Origin of the sequence: Arenibacter sp. 6A1, from assembly GCF_012272855.1 — a bacterium.
Classification (GTDB): domain Bacteria; phylum Bacteroidota; class Bacteroidia; order Flavobacteriales; family Flavobacteriaceae; genus Arenibacter.
Map to the genome: position 1 here is coordinate 241,625 of NZ_JAAXCQ010000005.1, position 22,415 is coordinate 264,039.

The window sequence follows — 22,415 nt, forward strand, 5'->3', positions numbered from 1 at the left end:
AAACCAGACAAATAATTAACGTTTAATTATAGGCCATAAAATAAGCAAATACGTACTTTAGTTTGGCGTTCGACTATCTTTTGAGCAAACCATGAAAAAAAGCAGATTCACACTTAAAATAATGCTGAGCTATCTCATATTAGCAGCATTGGCTTTGGTGGTAGGGTATTTTATAATTTCCGAGATCCGAGTATATGTTTCTACCGATATTTCTTATAAAAACGACACCAAACTACTAAAAACCGGTACAATACTCACGCAATTACATGAAGCCGAAAGCCTTTCCAAAATAGCCTTACAGAATAAAAGCTCCAAAGATTTTTCTAACTACACCCAAAAAATAGATTCCATTTTTGTGGCCTTGGACAGCCTTAAAAAGTTTACTAGCAACGATGACCAAAAAAGCATGCTCGACAGCGTACAACTGTTATTGCAAAAAAAGGTCATCAACAGCAATGAGCTTCGTCTCTTAAAGGCAAAAATCGACGCCAATAGTTCTATAGACGATGCCCTTAAGGGGTTTAATATGATGGAGGAATCCTTGGGAAAAATAAGTCCGGAGAGCCTTGCCCCCGACTATTACGACCTTCCTGTGGAGGCGCAAACCACTCTTAAAAAATGGGCCGATTACCTCAGTGAAAATGTCCCCAAAGACTCCACCACTCCCATAGGCGTAGATTCGGTATTGACGGCCTCTAAAACCTTATTGACGGAAGCAAAAAAAAGCAGCATGAAAACGCTGCGGTCTTTGGCCGAAAAAGAATGGGCCCTCAATAGGACCGATTTGGAACTCTCCCAACAATTGCGAAATATTATTGCCGCTTTTGAACAGGAAATAATCCTAAAAACCTATACCGACAATATCAACAAACAAACGGCCCTGACCAGAAGTATCCGCTTGGCCGGCATTGCCGCCATCCTAGGCTTTATAGTGGTGGCTCTTTTTACATTTTTGATTACCAAAGATTATTGGAAGGTACAACGCTATAGGCAACAGTTAGAAAAGGAAAAGAAATTCTCGGAATCACTTTTAAAAAGCAGGGAGCAATTAATCTCTATGGTCAGCCACGACCTGAGGACTCCCTTGAACACTATTACCGGCTATTCCGAGCTTTTAGAAGGCACTCCTATCACTGAAAAGCAGTTTTCTTATGTACACCAGATTAAATCGGCCTCTCATTATGTCGATAGCTTGGTAAACGACCTATTGGATTTCTCCAAATTAGAGGCCGGAAAAATAAAGGTTGAAAACCGTCCCTTTGTGCTCTCGGAACTTATTAGGAATACCGGAGAAAATATAGCGGAGATCTATAGCGAAAAAAACATCCCCTTAATTTTTGAAATCGATGAACGCTTGGACCGTGCCGTTATGGGCGACGCCTTCCGTGTACGCCAGGTATTGAGCAACCTTATCAGTAACGCCTATAAATTTACACACATTGGCAGCATCGGAATACAGGCCGAGGTTGCCGAGGAAACACCGACCCATTACCATACTGTTATTGCGATAAGCGACTCTGGCATCGGTATAAAAAAGGAAAGGCAAGAACAGATTTTTAAAGAGTTTACCCAAGCCGATGACCATACCGACAAAAAATATGGAGGGTATGGCCTAGGCCTTACCATCTCTAAAAAACTTACAGCCCTATTAAATGGGAAAATTTCTGTGAGCAGCGAAGAAGACAAAGGCAGTACTTTTACCATAAACATACCATTTGAAATATCGAATATACCGATCCCGCCTAGGGACGAGATAGCCTTGACCCCCAAAAAAGCTTTATCGCTTCTTATTATCGACGATGATATTGCCATGCTAAAACTACTAAAAGAGGTATGCCATTCCCTTGGAATAACCGCACATACTTACAATACTTTTAACGCTATAAAAAAGGAAAGTCCTCTAGGTTACCATATGGTTTTGACCGATATACAAATGCCCGATTTAAGTGGTTTTCAAGTATTGGAACGGTTACAAAATAGCGGGTATATGCATTACAAGCAACAACCTATTGTTGCGATGACAGGGAGAAAGGATTTAGAAAAAAAGGTGTATTCGGAAGCCGGATTCGCCGATATTCTTCAAAAACCATTTACGAAGACCAGCCTTTTAAAGGTGTTGCAAGGTCAATTTCCAGAGGCCATCCATGACAAGGAAGTACCGAAAACAGAAACGATCCCGGTATCGGGCTCCCATTTGTTTAGCTTAGAGATTATCAATTCCTTTTTAGGGAACAATAAGCTTGCCGTAGCAGAGGTACTACAAACATTTAAGGCCGATACCCTTACCAATATGGAGGGACTAAGCATGGCTGTAGCACAAATGAATACTCAGGAAATAAATGCTATTTCCCATAGAATGCTCCCCATGTTCCGCCAATTAAAATCCGCGGATATTGTACCCATTCTGGAAGAATTGGAACTGTTAGCAGAAAACGATATGACCGAAAAAGCCATAAAGCTTTCTTTTGCCGATTTAAAAAATAAGGTTACGGTCCTCTTATTAGCGATAAAATCTTATCTGGCTAAAGATCCAAATTATAGAGATTAATCTTATTGTAGAGGGTCTTCCTGGTAATCTGCAGTAATTTTGCTGCCTTGGATTTATTAAAATTAGATTTTTTAAGTGCCTTTACAATTTGCTCCTTTTCATAATCGGCTTTGGAAAAATCTTCGATATCGGCAATAATTTCCTTGACTTTGAACACTTCTTTTGGCAAGGCCTCTTTTGCTACATAATCGCCAGTACTCAGCAATACTGCCCTTTTTATGACATTCTGAAGTTCTCTAAGGTTTCCTGGCCAATGATATTGTTTAAAAATATCCAAGACCTCTTCGGAAAACCCTTTAATATTTTTGTTCAGGGCTTTATTTGCCTTCGCCAAAAAATAATCGGCAAAGAGCAATAGGTCTTCAAAACGGTCTTCTAGAGAGGGTATTTCTACTGAAAATTCGTTGATCCTATGGTAAAGATCTTCTCTAAAAGTACCTTTTTCTACCGCTGCGGTCAGGTCTTCATTGGTGGCCGTAATAATGCGAACATCGACGGGGATTTCTTTGGTACTCCCTACCCTTTTAATTTTTCGTTCCTGCAGCGCCCTTAACAATTGAATTTGATTTTCATAGGAGAGGTTTCCTATTTCATCTAAAAAGAGTGTTCCGCGGTTGGCCGCTTCAAAATGTCCTATTTTGTCTTCCACGGCGCCGGTAAAACTGCCCTTAATATGCCCAAAAAACTCACTGGTTGCTATTTCTTTGGGTATGGCGCCACAGTCTACCGCTACAAAACTATAGCCTTTACGTTGACTGTTATCATGAATGGCCTTGGCTGTCACCTCTTTTCCGGTTCCGCTTTCTCCGGTTATTAAAACCGACATATCTGTAGGGGCTACCAATTTAATATACTCCTGCAGCTTTTTGGAAGCTTCACTACTCCCAGTCACTACGCCACTACTTAGACCCTGTGAAGCAGTATTGTTCTTGGCAGTTGGTTTTGGAGCCTCAGGCACAGCATGTACTTGCTTCTTTTCAGATAAGGCACTATTTATTTGCATTAAAATCTCGTCCGGAGTAAAGGGTTTTGAGATATAATCATAGGCCCCTTTTTTCATGGCATTTACCGCGGTGCCTACGGCGGCATAGCCGGTCATCACGATGACCTGGGTTTTGGGGTTAATAGCAAGTATTTCGGACAATAATTCTAAGCCGTCGTAATTGGGAAGACGTAAATCTGTCAATACTAAATTATAAGCTGTGGCCTTAAATTTAATTTTAGCATCCTCAGCAGTAAAACTAGTATCTACATCAAAGCCATTTTTGGTCAAAAACTTTTGGAGCATTTGACAAAAAGCGGCGTCATCTTCGATAATAAGGATCTTAGGCATACAATCTTTCTTAGGCATTGATATTATTAGTAAAAATACCACATGAAAGCTATTTGTATTTAAAAATTATCATAAAAAAAGCAGGTAAACGATGAATCGGTTACCTGCTTTTTCAACATATTAGAGACTTTAATGCCTCCCATGTTATTATTCTTCAATCCAATTACCTTCTTTATCGGCAAATAAGGTTGCTGAGGTACCATCTTCCTGAGCTACTTCTAATTTGAATTGCTCTTCTTCATTTACATATGCTTTTGAAATGGTCGCTGCCGGGTGATCTTTAGCTAGTGCATTGGTCACTGCTTCTGGCAAGGCACTTATTTCTATTTCGGAGTATTCGTCCTGTGCTACTACTTCGGTAGCAACTACAACTTCTGCTCCTTGTTCTGCCGTTGCTTCCTGAGCAAATCCGGTTAATGTTCCCAATGATACTACTGCTACAACAAATAATTTTTTCATGATTCTTTTATTTAATGATTACACTTGTTATAGCTATTGAAAATATAATACCAAGATTGATCATTGCTTCAAATATCTGCTCATCCCCCTTATACAGCCGCCTTAGCTGTTTTTAATCAAATAAGATCATTGTGTATTTTTGAGTAGTTGCCCCCCGTAGTGTATAATCGTTATACACTATGTACTTATAGCACTTTACTAAAAAAAGGGATAATGGATATTCTAAACTTCCATCTGATTCCTAAAACACCCACAAGGATCAGTAAGCTATCCGTATATTCAAAGGCCTTTTATGGCGATAAAAAGAATACGTTCTCTTTAGTTATAAAGTAGCAAAAAAGGATAGTATTATTGTAGAAGTCTAAATTTTAGAATCTTACATGAAAGCTATCGGTATTTAAAAATTACTATAAAAAAAAGCAGGTAACCGATGAATCGGTTACCTGCTTTTTCAACATATTAGAGACTTAAATGCCTCCCATGTTATTATTCTTCAATCCAATTACCTTGTTTATCGGCAAATAAGGTTGCTGAGGTACCATCCTCAAGAGCTACCTCTAATTTAAACTGCTCTTCTTTATTTACAAATGCTTTTGAAATTGTAGCTGTTGGATGCGCTGTTGCAAAGGCTTTGGTTACTGCTTCTGGCAAGGCACTTATTTCTATTTCGGAGTATTCGTCCTGTGCTACCATCTCAGTCGCCACTACAGCTTCTGCTGTCTCTACTTCCTGAGCAAATCCGGTTAATGTTCCCAATGATACTACTGCTATAACAAATAATTTTTTCATGATTCTTTTATTTTAATGATTAAACTTGTTATACCTATTGAAAATATAATACCAAGATTGATCATTGCTTAAAAAAACCATTCAACCCCCTGTATATAGGAGACTTAGCAATTTTCACTAAAATAAAAGTACTGTGTATTTCTGAGTAGTGGACTCCAATAGTGTGTAATCATTACACACTTTTTTCCTGCAACACTCCCTAAGAAAAAGAATGGAGGCTGTTATAAACTCACCTTTGGATTCCTAAAACAGCCACAAGAGAAGTATCCTGTGAGCATAGAAAAAGGTCTTTTAAGGCGTTTAAATACATTTGTACTCATTAGCTATAAAGTTCCAAGTAGCATAATACTATTGTAGCGTTCCAAATTTTAGAGACCTACCAGAAAGCTAGCGGGATTTAAAAAATATCATAATAAAAAAAAATCCCGTAAACGAGTGCTCGTTTACGGGATTTTTCAACTAATCGGAGGCATATAAATGCCCAATTTGTTATTATTCTTCTATCCAATTACCATTTTTATCGGCAATAAAACTAGCAGAAGTACCATCTTCTAGTGCTAGATCTACTTTATATTGTTCTTTTTTGTTTACGTATGCTTTTGAAATGCTCGCTGATGGGAAATTTGTTGCTACTGCCTTGGTTACTGCTTCTGGCAGGTCACTGATTTCTATTTGAGAGAATTCGTCCTGTGAAACTACCTCAGTGGCCACAACGGTTTCTGTTTCTACTTCCTGAGCAAATGCGGTCAATGATCCCAATGATACTACTGCTACAATAAATAATTTTTTCATGATTCGTATATTTAATAGTTAAACCTGTAATACCTATTGAAAAAACAATACCAAGATTGGGGCTGGTTTAAAAGAACCGCCTAACCCCTTATTTATAAGGGATATAATGATTTTATAAAGAATAAACGAATTGTAAAAAAGTGGGTATACGGCCGTAAAACTGTGTAAAATCTACACACTTTTTAGGCATACATTGCCCTAGAAGAAAAAAGGACAAGGTGTTGGGAATGCTGATATTTGCGTTAGGGACCGCAGCGGCATCCCCGCAGCGGAGCAAGGGATATAGCGAAGGCCCCGCCCGACGTAGGAGGGAACGCCCAAAATAATATTACAGGTGTTATGGATATTTTTAATGTTTATGGAGCACGCAATACATAGCGTCCTTTTTTTATAGCCCCATAGGTAGGAAGACGGAAATCCGCGGAAATAAAACACCTCATTGTCAGTTCTGTATGGCGCAAAAAAAAAGCGATCCCCTTTTAGGAAATCGCTTTTTAAAATTTTTTAATATATTGTTTTACCGTCATTGTCTTTAAAACGGTATTCGAGATATGTATAAGCATCTCTCGGTTGTATTTTAACCCATTTCTTATGTTCCATAAACCATTTAAATCTAATGGAAGGGAAGCCTGAGGTTAAATAGGCTGCAATAAAAGGATGAATGTTTAAAGTAATTCCATTATCCTTAGCCGGACCTTTTAAAAGTTTTTCAAGATCGGCAATTATCTTGTCTATAAGAACAATTGGGGCTTCTACCTCTTGGCTAGTGCCGTTAGGATTTTCCTCACTTGTTTTAATGTTCATTTCGGGCCTTACCCGTTGTCTTGTAATTTGTATAAGCCCAAACTTACTCGGAGGCAGTATTTTATGTTTGGCTCTATCGTCTTTCATTTCATCCCTAAGATGATCAAAAAGCTTTTTTCTATGCTCGCCTTTGCCCATATCGATAAAATCGACTACGATAATTCCTCCCATATCGCGTAAGCGTAATTGCCTGGCAATTTCTGTGGCGGCCAATAAATTTACTTCAAGGGCTGTGTCTTCCTGATTTTTGGCCTTATTGGAACGATTCCCGCTGTTGACGTCTATTACGTGTAAGGCTTCGGTATGTTCAATAATTAAATAGGCTCCTTTACTCATGGAAGCAGTACGCCCAAAAGAAGTTTTAATCTGTCGTTCTATCCCAAATTTTTCAAAAATGGGAACGGAAGAATTATACAACTTTACAATAGATTCTTTTTCCGGTGCAATTTCATGCACGTAATCTTTAATTTGCTCATAAAGCGTTTCGTCATCTACATGAATCCCTGTATAGGAATCATTAAATACATCTCTAAGGATCGATGAAGCTCTATTGAGTTCTACCAATACTTTGGATGGATGCGGTGCTTTTTGGAGCTTTTTACACATTACTGTCCATTTGTTCAGTAAATTCTGTAAATCTTTGTCTAATTCAGCTACTTTTTTTCCCTCTGCTACGGTTCGGATAATTACGCCAAACCCTTTAGGCTTAATACTTCTTACCAGTCTTTTTAACCTGTCTTTTTCTTCTTTACTCTCAATTTTTTGAGACACCGAAACACGGTCAGAAAAAGGGACCATTACCAAGTAGCGGCCGGCTATGGAAAGCTCGGAGCTAATTCGCGGTCCTTTCGTAGAAATGGGTTCTTTAACTATTTGAACCAATAGTGACTGGTTGACTTTAATAGCATCGCCGATGCTACCGTTTTTGTCAATATCTTCTTCAAACTGAAAATCTTTTAAAGAATAATCTTTTAATTTTCCAGTACTAACTTTTTTTATGAATTTCAACATTGAAGCTAGCTGCGGTCCTAAATCGTGGTAATGTAGAAAAGCATCTTTTTCATACCCTACATTTACGAACGCGGCATTGAGTCCAGTGACCGGCTTTCTTACCTTGGCAATTAAAATATCGCCGACGGCAAAGTCGTTACTATCTTCTTCTTTGTATAATTCAGTGAGTTTTCCATCCTTTAGCAGGGCAAAATCAACGGCTTCAGAACTAGATCTTACGATTAATTCTCTATTCACCTGAATTAATTTATATTCACCCCTTGGTTCTCGATAGCTATCGAGAAGGGACAAATGATTAAACAATAAGTTGTACAGGTTGTTTTAAACCCGTGGAAATTCGGCTACGAATTTCTATGTCAAGGAACGTATAAAAAGAAAAAGTAGTTTTAAAAACTACTTTTTCTTGTGTCGGTTAGCTCTCCTACGCTTCTTGCGCTTGTGGGTAGCTACCTTATGTCTTTTTCTTTTCTTACCGCTTGGCATAAAGTTATATTTTAAGGGTTAATACTAGTTTTATTTAACTTGAACGTTGCTCTTAACACCTTCTACAAAAACCTTCGCAGGTTTAAAAGCGGGAATGTTATGGGCAGGTATTTTTATGGTAGTGTTTTTGGATATATTTCTACCAGTTTTTTCAGCGCGTGTCTTAATGATAAAACTGCCAAATCCTCTTAGGTATACGTTATCGCCATTCTCTAAGGACGTTTTTACCTCATCCATGAAAGATTCCACAGTTGCTTGTACATCTCCTTTTTCAATTCCCAGTTTTTCTGAGATTCTCGTTACAATTTCCGCTTTCGTCATTTTAACTAAATAGATTTCAAAGTGTTTTTTTCGGGACGCAAATATATGAATTAAATTCTATCTTTCCCTTCTAAAGAACTTAATTTTAACTAGGTAAACCATTACTTTTGCATTTTATAGAAAAGTAGATGGTTTTTTCAAATATAATTCTTGCCTGGTACGGCACAAATAAAAGGGCGTTGCCATGGCGTAACACCCTTGACCCTTACCGCATTTGGCTGTCAGAAATAATGCTTCAACAGACTCGGGTAGCACAAGGAACCCCTTATTATCACAAGTTTATTTCTGCCTTTCCAAAAGTCGAAGATTTAGCAAATGCCGATGAAGAAGTGGTGTTAAAATTATGGCAAGGCTTAGGATATTATTCCCGGGCACGTAATTTACATGCTACCGCAAAGATAGTTGTAGAAAAATATGGCGGTAATTTTCCTAATACATATAAAGAACTTTTAACACTTAAAGGTGTGGGCGATTATACGGCCAGTGCCATTGCTTCTATCTGTTTTAACGAAGCAGTACCGGTTGTAGACGGAAACGTATATAGGGTCCTTTCCCGCTATTACGGAATGGATTTACCTATAAATTCGCCAGAAGGGATCAAGGAGTTTAAAAAATTGGCCATAAAGGTCATGGCCCCAAAGAATATCCGCGATTATAATCAAGGTATCATGGAATTTGGCGCCTTGCAATGCACGCCCCAAAAACCCGACTGCCAAACTTGTCCCTTAAATATTAGCTGTATCGCCTATAATAATGATAGCATTAGTTCGCTGCCCGTAAAATTGAAAAAAACGAAAGTCAAGCATCGCTACTTTAATTATCTGGTAGTGGTCGATGCCAACAACCAAACCCTGGTACAGCAACGCACCGGAAATGGCATATGGAGACAATTATACGAGTTTCCTTTATTGGAGTCCGACCAGGAGGTGGCCCTTCCTGAGGTTTCTAAGAGCGCACCCGAGCTTTTAGGCGTACAAGAGGACGCAGAAGTATACCTATATAATGATAAAAATATCGTCCATAAACTGTCGCACCAGCATTTACATACCAAGTTTTGGATTGTGAGCACCACGACTATTCTAGAAAACGGAGTACCTTTGTCCACACTTCCGGAATATCCAGTTCCAGTTTTAATTGCAGATTTTATAAATACGTTTAAAATTTAGTATTTTTGAAATAATATATACACTATGAGCGGAACATTAAATAAAGTAATGCTAATTGGTCATTTAGGAGACGAAGTAAAGGTCCATTATTTTGAGGGTGGGAATTGCATCGGCAGATTTCCTTTGGCCACCAACGAAACCTATACCAATAAACAAACCGGAGAAAGAGTCACCAATACGGACTGGCACAATATTGTGGTACGCAACAAGGCCGCCGAAATATGTGAAAAATATCTGAGCAAAGGCGATAAGGTATATGTAGAAGGTCGCTTAAAGAACCGCCAGTGGCAAGGGGAAGACGGTACTACCCGTTATGCTACCGAAGTACATGTTCAGGATTTTACCTTCCTTTCCACCAAAAATGATGGCAGCTCTAATGCCAACCAAGCCAACCCGAACCAACGACAAGACCAAGGCGCCTCTGATGCGGCCAAAAGACCATCTTCTTTAGAGGAAGACGATTTGCCTTTTTAAATAAAATAAATATTAAATTCTAACTATTGGACCCAGACCCCCTCAGTTTACCGTTAAATTTCATTGCAATTGACGGCGCATTAACGTTAAAAATTGTAATCCTTTTTATTCTTCTAGTATGCTCTGCATTAATATCGGGAGCCGAAGTAGCCTTCTTTGGCCTTTCTCAGACCGAGGTAAACGAAATAGAAGAGAAAAAATCTGCTAAAGGAAACATTATTGTTCAACTTTTGGACAGACCAAAAAAATTGCTGGCAACCATTTTAATTGCCAACAACTCTATTAACATAGGGATTGTACTCTTGTTCAACGCTATCGGAGACACCCTGTTCCAAGGCTTATCGTATACCATTTTAGGTATTGTTTCTGTTCGCTTTTTATTGGAAGTTGTCGTGGTGACCTTCCTGATCCTCATGTTCGGCGAAATTTTACCCAAGGTATACGCCAATAGAAACAGGCATACTTTTTCCTTTTTCATGGCCTTTCCGCTTAAGGTATTAGATTTTATCTTTTCACCTTTGAGTCTTCCTATGCGATCGGCTACTATTTACCTGTACAATAAGCTCGGAAAGCAAAAATCGAACATCAGCGTAGACCATTTGTCACAGGCCCTGGAACTCACCTCTGAAGGCGACACTACTAAGGAAGAGCAAAAGATCTTGGAAGGCATCGTTAACTTTGGAAATACGGATACCAAACAGGTAATGCGCCCTCGATTAGATATTTTTGCCCTTAGTTCTGACTTAAAGTTTACCGATGTATTACATGAGATTAAAAAACACGGCTACTCTAGAATTCCGGTCTATTCCGAAAATATGGACAATGTTCTAGGGGTGCTCTACGTGAAAGATCTTCTTCCTTATATAGACCGAAAGACGTTTAATTGGATGTCCCTGATCAGGGAACCCTATTTTGTGCCAGAAAATAAAAAACTCGATGATCTACTGTTAGAGTTTCAGACAAAAAAGAACCATTTGGCCATTGTAGTCGATGAATACGGGGGCACCTCGGGCATTGTTACCTTAGAAGATATTATAGAGGAGATTGTCGGGGATATTAGTGACGAATTTGATGATGAAGACCTTAACTTTTCTAAATTAGACGAGTTTAACTTTGTTTTTGATGGTAAAACTGCCTTAAGGGACTTCTATAAGGTAGCCAATATTGAAGACGAGAACGAATTTGAGGATAAAAAGGGCGAATCGGAAACTATTGCAGGTTTTGTCCTGGAAATAGCCGGCGGGTTCCCTAAAATGGGGGAGCAAGTTGCTTTTAACAATTATTTGTTTACCGTGGAAAGCTTGGACAAAAAACGCTTAAAACTAATAAAAATAACCCTTCCCAATGAAATTTAACGCCCTGTTCCTTTCGGTTCTTATAAGTTTCACGGCCCTCTCGTGCCAAGAAGACACATTGCCCAAACCTAAGGCCATGTTGCGCTTAGAATATCCGGAGACAGGAGAAAAACAGTTGGCAACCCCACATTTCGAATTTAGGCATACCGGTGTAGAAAAGGTAAAATCTAACGACCTAAATTCCATCACCATCAATTACCCCAGGTTAAATGGTGCTATTTTTATCACCTATAAAAAAGTTGACGGGAATTTGGAAAAATTACTGACCGATGCCCAAAAATTAAGTTACGAACATGTGATGAAGGCCGATGGCATCCTAGAAAAACTTTTTGTCAATGATACCGATAAGGTGTATGGCATGTACTATGAGGTTAAAGGCAATGCCGCTTCCCAATCGCAGTTTTACGCAACCGATAGCCTACAGCATTTTTTGACCGGATCCTTATATTTTAATGCCAAGCCCAATTACGATTCCATCCTCCCGGCCGCCGCGTACTTGCAAAAGGATATTAGAAAAATTATGGAAAGCCTACAATGGAAAGAGCAACCCTAAAAACCGCTTCCTTTTTATTCAGCTTCCGTTTTTAAGCACCCTTTAAATCCCCCACGGGCTTTGGCGAGCCCACGAAGGCATAATACTGGGTACCAAAAATATAGGAGTCCATTGATTACGCCAAACACCTCCTAAACCTTATAACGTGTAACATTCTAATTGGGGCGTTCCCTCCTTCGTCGGTCGGGCTATTGGCTATATCCCTCGCTCCGCTGCGGGGATGCCGCCGCTATCCCTAACGCAAAAAAATACCCCTTTCTAATATGAAAGAGGTATTTAAGAAGCCGTTTGGACAAAGAAAGCAACTTTATCAAACATCAAAAAGATTATTCCTTTTGGAGTAATTGCTGTGCTTTTTCTATACTAGAATTCATTTGTTCCTTAAGAGCATTTACTTTAACCTCCTCTTCATCTAACCACTGTTGCTTTTCTTCGCTAAGTTCTTGCCCCTTCATTATCTCGTTGGGACTAAAGCGTTCGCTAAAACCTTTCATCCAATCCATCATGGCTTTATGAGCCAATTCCAAGTCTTTTTTTGCCAGCATATACGTATGGTCCTCCATGCTACGTTCCTCTAATTGGGATATCAGTTGACTAATAGTACCCATCTTTGGCATTACTTCGTCATGTACCGCAATTACATTTTGCATTTGAGTTTTAGATTCCTCCTCCTTACACGAGAATGAAATGGCTATTAAAAGCATTGCGAACAACAGAAAAGATTTTTTAATCATTATATATAAGGTTAGTGTAATATTAAAAATCCGTGCGAAACGAATACTTACAATTAATAAGTACTCTTAATACAAGGGATAAAGATACTTATAAGCTTAAAAACATCATACATTCTATGTTAAATTTATGGCGTTCTTAAACATTAGCGGATAAGATAAAGAATTACCATACCGTCTTTACAAAGGCCCTATTAGGCGTACACATTCTCATTTAAACAAGTAATACACAGAACATTCAGAAAGGGTCGGAATTTTTTAAAAAAGCAAAACCATCTTTTAAAAGAAGCTCCTTTATGGAAGTACAAACAGAGGGTATTCTCCCTTACTTTTAATAGTCTAATTTCATCGACCACCGGAACAGAAATCGCTTAAAAGCAGTCATATTAATAAAAATTGCCTGACAATTTCTATTTCTTGTTAATTTATACAAATAAATCATAAAAAAAATGTAATTTAAATGCATCCATAACCTAAAACTTTAAAGATATGAAAGAATTTGCACTACCAATTAGGTTTGGCGTTGCTACTAGCGGCTCTCTAATTGCTTATTTCTTAATTTTATCGCTTTTTGGACTACACACCAACGTATTATATAGTCTTTTCAATGGCGTTATCACTGGTTTTGGCATTTACGAATCCATTAAATATTTCAGGATAAAAAAAGGAGTAGCTTTTAATTACGGTATAGGGTTTACTGCTGGCATTGTCACTGGGGCCATCGCTACGATAATTTTTACGTTTTTCTTCGCCTTGTATGCCACCGAAATAAACACCCAATTTTTAAAGGAATTATCAAAAGTCTGGTTTTCGGATTACGACACTTTAGAAGGCAGTATATTTTTCACCGTGGCCACCATGGGCTTTGCAACCACCTTGGTTTTGACCCTAGCTTTTATGCAGTTATTTAAGACTTCCAAGAACCTAAACCAAAAATCGGCTTAAAATTCTTAAAAATCGCTTGTGGTTTAAGGATTTAGAAGTATATTTGCAGCCGCCTATGTAAAATTAGGCTTGTTCATTTAACATATAATAAACACACAAGCTATGTACGCAATTGTAGAGATAGCAGGGCAGCAATTTAAAGTTGCGAAAGACCAAAAAGTGTATGTTCACCGTTTACAAAACGAAGAAGGTAGCAATGTTACTTTTGATAACGTTCTTTTGTTGGAAGATGGTAGTAACATTACTGTAGGCGCCCCCGCTATAGACGGAGCCACTGTTGAGGCCAAAGTCATTAAACACCTTAAAGGTGAAAAAGTAATTGTCTTTAAAAAGAAAAGACGTAAAGGTTACAAAAAGAAAAACGGTCACCGTCAGTATTTGACTGAATTAGTTATTGAAAGCATCAGTGCTTCAGGAGCTAAAAAAGAGGCCAAACCTGCCGCTAAAAAAGAAGAAGCTAAAGCTTCTAACGATTTAAGCGATAATACGGTTGCTGAACTAAGAGAGATGGCAAAAGCTCAAGGTCTTGAAGGGTACTCTTCAATGAAGAAAGCTGAATTAATTGCCGCTTTAAGTAAATAACTAGAACTAAAATAATATATCATGGCACACAAAAAAGGTGTTGGTAGTTCCAAGAACGGTAGAGAATCAGAATCGAAACGATTAGGCGTTAAGATTTTTGGTGGTCAAGCTGCTATTGCTGGAAATATCATCGTAAGACAACGTGGTACAAAACACAATCCAGGTGAAAATGTTTACGCTGGAAAAGATCACACTTTACACGCTAAAGTTGATGGTCTTGTGAAGTTCCAAAAGAAAGCTGGAGGAAAATCTTATGTTTCCATTGAGCCATTTGAAGCTTAATAAGCACATTCTTTAAAATATAAAAAACCCTTTCTGTTTTCAGAAAGGGTTTTTTTATGCCCAAAAATAACCCCTGCGCCCTTTTAATCAGCATAAACAAGACCATTGGCTTCATTTATACCATCTTATGGAATGCATCCTAGCCCTAAATTTTGTAATTTTAGAAAGAACCATTAAACCCATTGTATCATGAAAAAATTATTCATTTGTAGCTTTTTGTGTATATCCCTACTATTTTCCAGTTGCCTGGGATCTTTTGGGGCTTTTAACAATCTAAAGGAATGGAACCAGAACGTTTCCGAAAGTAAGTTTGTAAACAACTTAATTTTCTGGGGACTGAACATTGTTCCGGTGTACGGTCTTTTCTTTGTTGGGGATGCAGTGATCTTTAACGTCATCGAATTCTGGTCAGGGTCTAACCCTATCGCCATGGAAGACGGGGAATCGGAAGAGCAGGTCGTAGAACAGGACGGCAACACCATTAAAATGGTGGCTACCAAAAACAGATTGGAAATAAACGTGCTAGACGGTCCTAAAAAAGGCCAAAAAGTAGATCTTCTCTACAGACCACACGAAAAGTCTTGGAACGCCATAAAACCCAATGGGGAAATAATTAAACTTTCGTCCTTTAAAGAAGGCTTTTATTTTGTGTATACCCCAGATGGGGAATCAATTAAAATAAACCCAATGCAAAGCAAGGAAGAAGGACTCGCCCTATTAAAAGAACATTCGGACTGCTATACAGCTGCCGGAATGCAGGCTTTAGGGTATTAATAAAAATGGTATGACCGGGCAATAGAATAACTGTAAACATCCTATTGCCCCCGTACCATTCTCATTACCAGTTTTGACTCCTAAAGCTATTGCTTTTTGCAAAGCTTACGGTTTTGGACAAGTAGTCTTCTATATTATAATCAGGAATAGGCAAAATACTCTCTAGCAGTTCCGTATCCCATTCATTGGGCCTAGAAGTAAGGTAAGGATGCAAATGCACCCCTATGGTCTCGTAATAAAACTTTTCTAGAGCCGATTTAAAGCCACCTAATGCCTCTATGGACTCTTGGGTAAAACTAAAATTCGTAAATCCTACTACATCAAATATTTTAGACATCCCCCTTATAAGATTGGTGTCCTGGGAATGAACAATGTTTAATTCCTCAATATCGCGATCCAATACTTTTACGATTACCTTGGCGGCATAGTCTGTCGGGATAATATTTAATCCGCTACCGATACCGGCACTGATCCGTATAGCTTCTTTTTGATCCCTATCGTGGAAAAACTTGGCAAACAGATAGAAGACCATATATTTTGAAATAAAATAATTGGGCGCTTCGCTAATATTCCCTCCCAATACACTTGGTCGCAAAATCTGAATCGGAATCTGGCATTTTTTCCCTTCTTCCAACAAAAACCTTTCGCTAGCATGTTTGGAGGCCTCATAATAATTGCGATACCTAAGACCGTCGTTTAGGCCGTAGTTATTCCCTAAAAGCCCCCCAGCATCACCGATAGCGAATGCGGTGCTTATATATACAAACTTAGCAATATGGCCTACATAGGCCTTAAAAATGCTTTTGGTGAATTCTAGGTTTTCCCTAAATATCTCTTCCTTGGCAGCGATATGGGTAGAAAGATTTACATAACCGGCAGAATGCACAAAATAATCAATCCGTACGCCCTCTAAAAATGTCTCGGGTTCCAAAAGTCGATCCGCATCGATAACCGATATCTTGCGAAGTACGGCCTCCATATTATTTTTAATAAATTCCGGCGCATACTCACTGCGGAACATATTGGATATTCTTTCTTGTGGCGTTAATCGTTTCTTGTTCCGAACAGGCAAGTATATTTTTTCAATACGCTCAAACTTCATTTCCAAAAGGGAAAACAGTACTCTAGACCCTAAAGTACCTGTAGCTCCGGTTAAAATTATATTCATTAAAATTCTTAGGTTTTATTTAGTGGTAATACGGGGCTCCTTCCCTTGTGACGGCCTGCCCATCGCTTCTTTTGCGATCCTTTAAAAATAAGAAAATCCCCTATGAATCAACATAAGGGATTTTCTGCTAAGACGCCTAAGCGCTATATTTAGTATCTATAGTAGTCTGGCTTAAATGGCCCTTCTACCGTAACTCCGATATACTCGGCTTGTTCCGGACGTAAGGTTTCCAATTCTACTCCTAAACGAGCAAGGTGCAATTGTGCTACCTTCTCATCTAAATGCTTAGGAAGCATATATACATCATTCTTATATTTATCGCTGTAGTTCCACAACTCAATCTGAGCCAATGTTTGGTTGGTAAAAGAGTTACTCATTACAAAACTTGGATGACCGGTAGCACATCCTAGGTTCACCAATCTACCTTCGGCCAAAACAATCACATCTTTTCCGTCGATAGTGTATTTATCAACCTGAGGCTTAATTTCATCCTTGGTATAGCCGTAATTTTTGTTCAACCATCCCATGTCTATTTCATTGTCAAAATGACCAATGTTACAAACGATGACCTTATCCTTCATCGCCTTAAAGTGCTGCGACTGAATAATATCTTTATTTCCGGTAGTAGTAATCACGATATCGGCATTACCAACAACGGTCTCCATTTTCTTTACCTCAAATCCGTCCATTGCCGCTTGCAACGCACAAATAGGATCTATTTCAGTAACGGTAACAATAGAACCGGCACCTTTAAAAGAAGCTGCTGTTCCTTTACCTACGTCCCCGTACCCGGCAACAACCACACGTTTTCCTGCAAGCATAGTATCGGTAGCTCTACGAATAGCATCTACAGCACTTTCTCTACATCCGTATTTGTTGTCGAATTTAGATTTGGTAACAGAATCGTTTACATTGATCGCCGGCATTGGCAAAGTACCTTTTTTTACTCTTTCGTACAACCTGTGAACACCAGTGGTGGTTTCTTCAGAAAGCCCTTTAATACCTTCTGCCAAAGCAGGGTATTTATCAAGAACCATATTGGTAAGATCTCCACCGTCATCTAAGATCATGTTCAACGGCTTACGGTCTTCCCCAAAATAAAGGGTTTGCTCAATAGCCCAATCAAATTCCTCTTCACTCATCCCCTTCCAGGCATATACAGGAATACCCGCAGCAGCAATAGCGGCTGCCGCTTGGTCTTGGGTAGAAAATATATTACAAGAACTCCAAGTTACCTCGGCACCCAAGGCTACTAAAGTTTCTATAAGAACCGCTGTTTGGATGGTCATATGCAAACAACCTGCAATACGAGCCCCTTTTAACGGCTGTTCATCTTTGTATTCTTCTCGTAATGACATTAGACCAGGCATTTCCGCCTCTGCCAAATCAATCTCTTTTCTTCCCCAATCGGCAAGTGTAATGTCCTTTACTTTGTAGGGTACATAAGGAATAGTTTTTGTACTCATCTGCTTGTTTTTATTGATGTTATCGGAAACAAAAAAGAGGTAATCCTAATTTCTATGTAAAGAAATTTGATCTTTCTCTTATTTCATATCCTTTTTATTTTTAATTTCGTTAAGAAACCTATTACTGCTTTTTTTGCAATTGCAAAGGTAGTAATAACTTAAATAAAGTAATGCCTCTTTACAAAACAATAACAGAAGGATCTCATGTTAAGATCCTGATTTGGAAAGTTGAAGAAACCGAAGACCAACTTCGGGAAGGCATTGCCTTGACCGAAAACTCCGTGAACCGCTTAAAGTCCATGAAGTCCGAAATTCACCGAAAAGGGTATTTAAGCATCCGGCATTTATTTGCCACCGTCGGACTGGTAGACCATGACCTCTATTATGACGAAGCAGGGAAACCACACCTTACCAACGGCAAGTATATCTCTATTACCCATTCGCACGAATTTACAGGCATCATTGTTTCGGACAATGTAGAAGTAGGGGTAGATATAGAAATGCAACGCGAAAAAATTCTTCGCATCGCTAGTAAATACACTCCCTTAGAGGAATATAAAACCGTGGCAAATTACGATGCCCTGATTAGGAAACTCACCATTGTTTGGGGAGCCAAGGAATCGCTCTATAAAATTTACTCTCAACACGGGCTTAGTTTTTTACACCATATCGATATAACAGATTTCTCCCTGTCAGATGACTCAGAAACAAAAGGAAACATCCTTTACAAGGGAAAATCGAGTGAATACACTATAAAATTCTTGGAATTTGAAGGCTTTACCTGTGTGTACGCCATTAAGATTTAAATTATTTCGGAAGGCACTCCCCTTCTCCTTTACAGGCTTTGTAAGCAATATAGAGGTATCTTGCTTTACACCGATAGCCCTTAAGATAGCCTACTTTATAATCCAGCAGCCTTCAAATGATGTCGCGCATAATATAATTCGGACGGGTCCAGCAACACAGAAAACTCAACCTCAGCCTTCGAAACTGACCCGACCACTTATGGCTGAAGATCGCAAAATCTTATAGAAGTGTTTATGGAATCCATTATAGACTTTTTTTTAGGCCCCTATAGCACCACTCCCCTTTATGACATCTTCCTAGAATCCTTCGTCTTCTTTTTTGGGATTGCCAGTGTTATCTACGCCAAGAAAAAAAATATTCTAGTATTCCCTACAGGTTTAGTGGCTACCGCAATATCCGTATACCTTCTCTATAAAGCCGGCTATTACGGCGATATGACCCTGAATTTCTACTATTCTTTAATGAGTATTTACGGCTGGTATAATTGGAGCAGAAAAAAAGGCGACAAGGCTGTCCTCTCCATAACGAGAACCACTAACAAAGAAAAATCAATAGGGATAGTACTTTTTTTGCTCACTGTTGTAATCACGTATGCCGTATATATAGGCTTTGAGCAGGAAATAGAGACGGTCAACTATATCGATATTTTCACTTCCGGCTTGTTCTTTACGGCCATGTGGTATATGGCCAAAAAGAAATTGGAAAATTGGACCCTCTGGATTATTGCCGATATTATTACGATACCCCTGTACGCCTATCGTGGACTTGGGATACTTTCCTTGCAATACCTTATATTTACAGTATTGGCCGTTCAAGGTTATTATGCATGGAAAAAAGATATCAACAAGACCCAACAGACCTCATTAAAGTAGTTTTATTCGGACCCGAATCTACTGGAAAAACAACCTTATCCAGACAACTGGCAAAACACTATAATTCCGTTTGGGTCCCGGAATATGCGCGCGAGTATTTACAAAACAAATGGAACGATGAACGCAAGACCTGTGAGCCTAAGGATTTACTGCCCATTGCCGAAGGGCAAATAAGGCTAGAAAACTCCTTGGCAAAAAAAGCTTCCGAGGTACTCATCTGCGATACAGACCTCTTGGAAACCAAAGTATATTCCGAAGCCTACTACTTAGGATATTGCGATCCGGTGCTGGAAAAGCACGCCCTAGAAAATACGTACGATATATATTTCTTAACAGATATAGATATTCCTTGGGAAAAAGACGATTTAAGAGACAAACCCAATGATAGAGCGCAAATGTTTTTACTTTTCAAGGAAACATTAGAAAAATATAGTAGGAATTTTATTATATTGTCAGGAGATAAAAAAACCCGACTGGCAAAGGCTGTGTCACATATTAACCAACTATTGAGCAGAATGAAATTTTCTAAAGACGATCAGTTACAATTAAAAAATAAAGGTATCTCAGAGAGCAAGGTCTTGGACCAGATTGCTACTTTTAAAGAAGGTATTCCTTTTGTTAAACTAGAAAAAGCGGCCGTAGTAGGAAATGGTATTTCTAAATTTTCACCGTCCGAAGAAGAAAATTACCTGCACCAATTTGAACTGGCCATAGGTAATTTATCCCTATTAAAATTTGTACCGGCCTCCGGTGCTGCTTCGCGAATGTTTAAGGCTATGTTTAACTTTTTGGATGCTTACGATCCTAAAAACGAAACCTTTGATGCCTATTTGGAAAGAACAAACGATAAAGATGCCAAGCGCTTTTTCGAGGGCTACGAGAATTTTGGCTTCTATACCCTCATCCAAGATCGCATAAAAGGAAAAGCAGCGACGCCAGATGAGGAAAAACATCTTTTTGTAAAAGAAATGCTACTGTCCGAGGGATTAAATTTTGGTTTTTACCCAAAAGGCCTATTGCCCTTTCACAAGTATGACAACCATACCGAAACGCCTTTTGAAGAACACCTAAAAGAGGCGGACGCCTATGCCAATGTAAACAACACGGCCAAGCTACATTTCACTATTTCCGAACAGCATGCCGAAATGTTCAAAGAAGAGTTTAAGACGGCAGGAGACAGGGTGTCTGCCAATACTGGCACCACCTTTTCCGTATCCTATTCGTTTCAAAAACCGTCTACGGATACCATCGCCGTAAATATGGATAACAGCCCTTTCCGCAATCCGGATGGCTCTCTTTTATTTAGACCAGCAGGTCACGGCGCGCTCATCGAAAATTTAAACGACCAGGATGCCGATATCATTTTTATCAAAAATATCGATAATGTAGTCGTTCCAAGATTTTTGAAAGAAGTTGAGAAATCTAAAAAAATATTGGCAGGTTTCCTCATGGAACTACAATCCAAAGCCTTTAAATATGCCGAAACTTTGGACAAGGGCCAACTTACCGAAGACACCCTGTCTAAAATAAAATCGTTCCTAGAAAAAGAGCTAAACGTACGTTTTCCCGAGAATTACAAAGAGTTGGACCTTTCAGCACAAACCCAACTTTTAAAGGAAAAAATTAACAAACCTATTCGTGTATGCGGCATGGTTAAAAACGAAGGAGAACCGGGAGGAGGACCTTTTTGGGTAAAGGACCAAGAAAACCAAATATCCCTTCAGATTATAGAATCGGCGCAAGTAGATGCTAACAACCCGCAACAATTGGATATCATGAAAAATGCTACCCATTTTAATCCAGTAGATCTTGTTTGTGGCGTGCGAAATTACAAAGGCGAAAAATATAACTTACTCGATTTTGTGGATAGTAAACAAGGATTCATCACCCAAAAAACCCAAGAAGGCAAAGAATTGCAAGCCATGGAATTACCCGGTTTATGGAATGGCGCCATGGCCTTTTGGAATACTATCTTTGTAGAAGTACCCCTAATTACCTTCAACCCTGTTAAAACGGTCAACGACTTATTAAAACCAGCCCATCAGGTGCAATAGCTCCAGACGATACATATTGGTAAACAAAAAAGTGTGTAATTATTACACACTTTTTTGTTTTGGTATACACTTTAACACAGTAGGTAAAAACAAGCCAATCCCTGTAAACACCTTATACAATGGGCTTTACAGCAATACCACTACTCTTTTCATAATTGGCACAGTTATTCCTTTAATAGAAAGAAATAATATAAGCACCCTCAAAAAAATATACATATGAAAAGTTTAGTATTCGCAACAGCAATGGCCATAGGAAGTTTACACAATGTAACTGCTGCCCCTCCAATTTTTCACGACGGAATTATGGAAGTAATATTCGGAATGGACTATACTGAAATAAAAATAGAATCGGTACCCAAAACAATTATCAAGGCCTTGGAAAAAGATTATCCAGGAGCCATTATAGAAAAAGCTTACCTAGATGATGCCGATGGGTACAAATTAGAAGTAAGCTTGGAAAACGGCAGTGAATTAGAATTGTATGCCGATGCCAAAGGCAACTGGATTGAATCCTAAATTTATAATATACCTACTTATTATATTTGGTTATTTTGTTAGCAGAAGACTGTTCGAAAGGGCAGTCTTTTTTAATGGCAATAAAAAATGGATCTAGCACCAAAGCGCTAGATCCATTTTTTTTACAAGC

General features: G+C 38.7%; 22 protein-coding genes. 13 read left to right on the forward strand and 9 right to left on the reverse strand.

Annotation, left to right across the window (positions count from 1 at the left end; all coding sequences use genetic code 11):
• Positions 1-91: 91 nt before the first annotated feature.
• Positions 92-2,548, forward strand: coding sequence for a hybrid sensor histidine kinase/response regulator (locus tag HCG49_RS06355; RefSeq protein ID WP_168468701.1), 2,457 nt, complete (start codon positions 92-94; stop codon positions 2,546-2,548).
• On the opposite strand, the gene HCG49_RS06360 is transcribed toward HCG49_RS06355, so the two are convergent.
• From HCG49_RS06360 to HCG49_RS06385, 6 genes are all read right to left on the reverse strand, one after another.
• The gene (locus tag HCG49_RS06360) at positions 2,523-3,881 is read right to left on the reverse strand and encodes a sigma-54-dependent transcriptional regulator (RefSeq protein ID WP_168468702.1); all 1,359 of its coding nucleotides are present in this window, start codon (positions 3,879-3,881) and stop codon (positions 2,523-2,525) included. The genes HCG49_RS06355 and HCG49_RS06360 overlap by 26 nt on opposite strands.
• Positions 3,882-4,028: 147 nt before the next feature.
• On the reverse strand, positions 4,029-4,340 hold the full coding sequence (locus HCG49_RS06365; RefSeq protein ID WP_168468703.1) for a hypothetical protein: 312 nt from the start codon (positions 4,338-4,340) through the stop codon (positions 4,029-4,031).
• Between the two features lie 486 nt (positions 4,341-4,826).
• Positions 4,827-5,129 carry a hypothetical protein gene (locus tag HCG49_RS06370; RefSeq protein WP_168468704.1) on the reverse strand — a complete coding sequence of 101 codons (303 nt, stop codon included), beginning with the start codon at positions 5,127-5,129 and terminating at the stop codon, positions 4,827-4,829.
• 492 nt (positions 5,130-5,621) lie between these two features.
• Positions 5,622-5,921 (reverse strand): hypothetical protein, encoded by a 300-nt coding sequence (locus HCG49_RS06375; RefSeq protein ID WP_168468705.1) that lies wholly within the window; start codon positions 5,919-5,921, stop codon positions 5,622-5,624.
• Positions 5,922-6,425: 504 nt separating this feature from the next.
• Entirely contained in the window at positions 6,426-7,973 is a 1,548-nt protein-coding gene (locus tag HCG49_RS06380; RefSeq protein WP_168468706.1) for an Rne/Rng family ribonuclease, read from the reverse strand.
• 276 nt (positions 7,974-8,249) lie between these two features.
• The gene (locus HCG49_RS06385; RefSeq protein WP_072765164.1) at positions 8,250-8,540 is read right to left on the reverse strand and encodes an HU family DNA-binding protein; all 291 of its coding nucleotides are present in this window, start codon (positions 8,538-8,540) and stop codon (positions 8,250-8,252) included.
• Between the two features lie 128 nt (positions 8,541-8,668).
• On the opposite strand from HCG49_RS06385, the gene mutY reads away from it, so the two are divergent.
• From mutY to gldD, 4 genes are read left to right on the forward strand one after another with little or no spacing between them, the layout of a single operon-like run.
• Positions 8,669-9,706, forward strand: coding sequence for an A/G-specific adenine glycosylase (gene mutY, locus HCG49_RS06390; RefSeq protein ID WP_168468707.1), 1,038 nt, complete (start codon positions 8,669-8,671; stop codon positions 9,704-9,706).
• A 24-nt stretch (positions 9,707-9,730) separates the two neighbouring features.
• Positions 9,731-10,180, forward strand: coding sequence for a single-stranded DNA-binding protein (locus HCG49_RS06395; RefSeq protein ID WP_168468708.1), 450 nt, complete (start codon positions 9,731-9,733; stop codon positions 10,178-10,180).
• Positions 10,181-10,206: 26 nt separating this feature from the next.
• Entirely contained in the window at positions 10,207-11,535 is a 1,329-nt protein-coding gene (locus tag HCG49_RS06400) for a gliding motility-associated protein GldE (protein ID WP_168468709.1), read from the forward strand.
• Complete coding sequence (gldD, locus tag HCG49_RS06405; RefSeq protein WP_168468710.1) at positions 11,525-12,088, forward strand: gliding motility lipoprotein GldD; 564 nt, start codon at positions 11,525-11,527, stop codon at positions 12,086-12,088. Before HCG49_RS06400 ends, gldD begins: the two co-directional genes overlap by 11 nt.
• A gap of 326 nt (positions 12,089-12,414) precedes the next feature.
• On the opposite strand, the gene HCG49_RS06410 is transcribed toward gldD, so the two are convergent.
• On the reverse strand, positions 12,415-12,822 hold the full coding sequence (locus HCG49_RS06410) for a hypothetical protein (protein ID WP_168468711.1): 408 nt from the start codon (positions 12,820-12,822) through the stop codon (positions 12,415-12,417).
• A gap of 486 nt (positions 12,823-13,308) precedes the next feature.
• Here HCG49_RS06410 and HCG49_RS06415 point away from each other — a divergent pair, with 486 nt between their 5' ends.
• The 4 genes from HCG49_RS06415 (at position 13,309) to HCG49_RS06430 (ending at position 15,402) form a co-directional block, all read left to right on the forward strand.
• Positions 13,309-13,764 carry a DUF4199 domain-containing protein gene (locus HCG49_RS06415; protein ID WP_168468712.1) on the forward strand — a complete coding sequence of 152 codons (456 nt, stop codon included), beginning with the start codon at positions 13,309-13,311 and terminating at the stop codon, positions 13,762-13,764.
• A 102-nt stretch (positions 13,765-13,866) separates the two neighbouring features.
• A complete protein-coding gene (rplU, locus tag HCG49_RS06420) occupies positions 13,867-14,346 on the forward strand; it encodes a 50S ribosomal protein L21 (protein WP_168468713.1) in 480 nt (159 codons plus the stop codon).
• A 21-nt stretch (positions 14,347-14,367) separates the two neighbouring features.
• On the forward strand, positions 14,368-14,628 hold the full coding sequence (gene rpmA, locus HCG49_RS06425) for a 50S ribosomal protein L27 (protein WP_072765151.1): 261 nt from the start codon (positions 14,368-14,370) through the stop codon (positions 14,626-14,628).
• A 189-nt stretch (positions 14,629-14,817) separates the two neighbouring features.
• Complete coding sequence (locus HCG49_RS06430) at positions 14,818-15,402, forward strand: DUF3332 domain-containing protein (protein ID WP_168468714.1); 585 nt, start codon at positions 14,818-14,820, stop codon at positions 15,400-15,402.
• 64 nt (positions 15,403-15,466) lie between these two features.
• On the opposite strand, the gene HCG49_RS06435 is transcribed toward HCG49_RS06430, so the two are convergent.
• Entirely contained in the window at positions 15,467-16,570 is a 1,104-nt protein-coding gene (locus HCG49_RS06435; RefSeq protein WP_168468715.1) for an SDR family oxidoreductase, read from the reverse strand.
• 149 nt (positions 16,571-16,719) lie between these two features.
• Positions 16,720-18,036 (reverse strand): adenosylhomocysteinase, encoded by a 1,317-nt coding sequence (gene ahcY, locus HCG49_RS06440; protein WP_072765148.1) that lies wholly within the window; start codon positions 18,034-18,036, stop codon positions 16,720-16,722.
• 170 nt (positions 18,037-18,206) lie between these two features.
• On the opposite strand from ahcY, the gene HCG49_RS06445 reads away from it, so the two are divergent.
• The 4 genes from HCG49_RS06445 to HCG49_RS06460 all read left to right on the forward strand — a co-directional run bounded on the left by HCG49_RS06445 (position 18,207) and on the right by HCG49_RS06460 (position 22,285).
• Positions 18,207-18,842, forward strand: a complete 636-nt coding sequence (locus tag HCG49_RS06445) for a 4'-phosphopantetheinyl transferase family protein (RefSeq protein ID WP_168468716.1) — start codon at positions 18,207-18,209, stop codon at positions 18,840-18,842.
• Between the two features lie 234 nt (positions 18,843-19,076).
• A complete protein-coding gene (pnuC, locus tag HCG49_RS06450; RefSeq protein WP_168468717.1) occupies positions 19,077-19,715 on the forward strand; it encodes a nicotinamide riboside transporter PnuC in 639 nt (212 codons plus the stop codon).
• Positions 19,670-21,769, forward strand: a complete 2,100-nt coding sequence (locus HCG49_RS06455) for a DUF4301 family protein (protein WP_168468718.1) — start codon at positions 19,670-19,672, stop codon at positions 21,767-21,769. Before pnuC ends, HCG49_RS06455 begins: the two co-directional genes overlap by 46 nt.
• 216 nt (positions 21,770-21,985) lie before the next feature.
• The gene (locus HCG49_RS06460; RefSeq protein WP_168468719.1) at positions 21,986-22,285 is read left to right on the forward strand and encodes a hypothetical protein; all 300 of its coding nucleotides are present in this window, start codon (positions 21,986-21,988) and stop codon (positions 22,283-22,285) included.
• The last annotated feature ends 130 nt before the right edge of the window (positions 22,286-22,415 follow it).